Annotated in this window: 1 pseudogene; it reads right to left on the bottom strand. The window is 33.6% G+C overall.

The window, feature by feature from the left end:
• Nucleotides 1–259 (bottom strand): annotated as a pseudogene (locus RYX56_RS23490) (sporulation integral membrane protein YtvI); the annotation flags it as partial.

Genomic DNA, 259 nt, shown 5'->3' on the forward strand with positions numbered 1-259 from the left:
CTAATAAAGAAAAAATTAGAACTGTTGCGACGTTTGGAATCCAAGAAAATAAATTAGGGATATTGCCAAACAGATTTTTGATAAAATTACCAACAGTTGTACCAATTGTCTTTCCGACATTTTGAATATTTGCAATGATGGTATCTTGCTGGCCAGTACCGAGTTGATTGAAAATAGACGTTAATTGGTTGTATAGCGGGATAATTTGAGCTGTAAAGTAATCTTCGATATAATCAATCAATGTATCGAGATGTTGGGG

Source organism: Alkalihalophilus lindianensis, assembly GCF_032843265.1.
GTDB lineage: Bacteria > Bacillota > Bacilli > Bacillales > Bacillaceae_D > Alkalihalophilus > Alkalihalophilus lindianensis.